This is a genomic window from Mesorhizobium sp. M4A.F.Ca.ET.090.04.2.1 (genome assembly GCF_003999085.1).
GTDB lineage: Bacteria > Pseudomonadota > Alphaproteobacteria > Rhizobiales > Rhizobiaceae > Mesorhizobium.
In genome coordinates this window covers 1-1,180 of record NZ_RZOT01000885.1, presented here as the reverse complement: position 1 = coordinate 1,180, position 1,180 = coordinate 1, and the positions used below count along the sequence as shown (strand labels likewise).

At 71.0% G+C, this 1,180-nt stretch carries 1 protein-coding gene; it reads left to right on the top strand.

The window, feature by feature from the left end:
- The coding region (locus EN781_RS32880; RefSeq protein ID WP_189347978.1) for a cobaltochelatase subunit CobN at positions 1-1,180 on the top strand (1,180 nt) is incomplete at both ends.

The following is a 1,180-nucleotide window of genomic DNA, read 5'->3' as shown; positions in this document are numbered from 1 at the left end:
CTCGGCCCCCTGCCGCCGCCGCTGACTGGTGCGGGCCTCGATGAGAACCAGCAGCGCCTCGAGCGGCTGGTCGACGAATATGCGCAGGCCGACGGGCTCGACCGTCGCCGCCGCGACCGCCTGGCCAGGCTGATCGTCGAGACCGCGCGAAAAACCGGGCTTGCCTCCGAAGCTGGCGTTGCCAGAACCGACGCGCCGGACGAAGCGCTGCGCCGCATCGACGCCTGGCTCTGTGACCTCAAGGATTTCGCCGTCAAGGACGGACTGCACGTCTACGGCCGCGCGCCCGAGGGCGAGGCTGATCCGCTGCGTAGGCAAAGCGCAGAGGCGGAAAAGACAGCCCTGCTAGCCGCGCTGGACGGCCGCCACACCAAGGCCGGGCCGGCCGGCGCGCCTGCGCGCGGACGCTCCGACGTGCTGCCGACCGGCCGCAACCTGTTCACCGCCGATCCCCGCACTATGCCGACGCCGACCGCCTATGACCTTGGCCACGCAGCGGCGGAAGAAGTCGTGCGCAGCTACATGCAGTCGCATGGCGACTGGCCGCGCACGCTGGTCATCGACCTCTGGGGCTCGGCCTCGCTGCGCACGGGCGGCGAGGAGATCGCTCAAGGCCTGGCGCTGATGGGCTGCCGGCCGCAATGGGATGGCGCCACCGGCCGCGTCACCGGCATTGAGGTGCTGCCACCGGCAGCCCTTGGCCGGCCGCGCGTCGACGTCACCTGGCGCATTTCCGGCCTGTTCCGCGACATGTTCCCGACCCAGATCGCGCTGATCGATGCCGCCGCCAGCGCGGTTTCGAGCCGCGACGAGGACGATGCCGAGAATCCGCTTGCCGCGGCGACGCGCGCCGAGGGCAAGGTCGGCCCGCGCATTTTCGGCACCTCGCCCGGCACCTACGGCGCCGGCGTCGAGGATCTATTATCGCGCGGCGATTGGACCGCGCGCGAGGAAATTGGCCGTGCCTATCTCGACGCCACCTCGCATGCCTATGGCGGCGCTGACGGCGAAGCGATTTCCGCGCCTGGCGCCTTCGAGGGCCGCATCGCCGAGGCCGACCTGCTAGTCCACACCGGCGACGACCCCGGCCGCGACATCCTCGAGGGTTCGGCTGACGTCGCCTTCATCGGCGGGTTCTCGGCCGCCCTCGCCGCGCTCGGCAGGAATGCTGACCTCATCG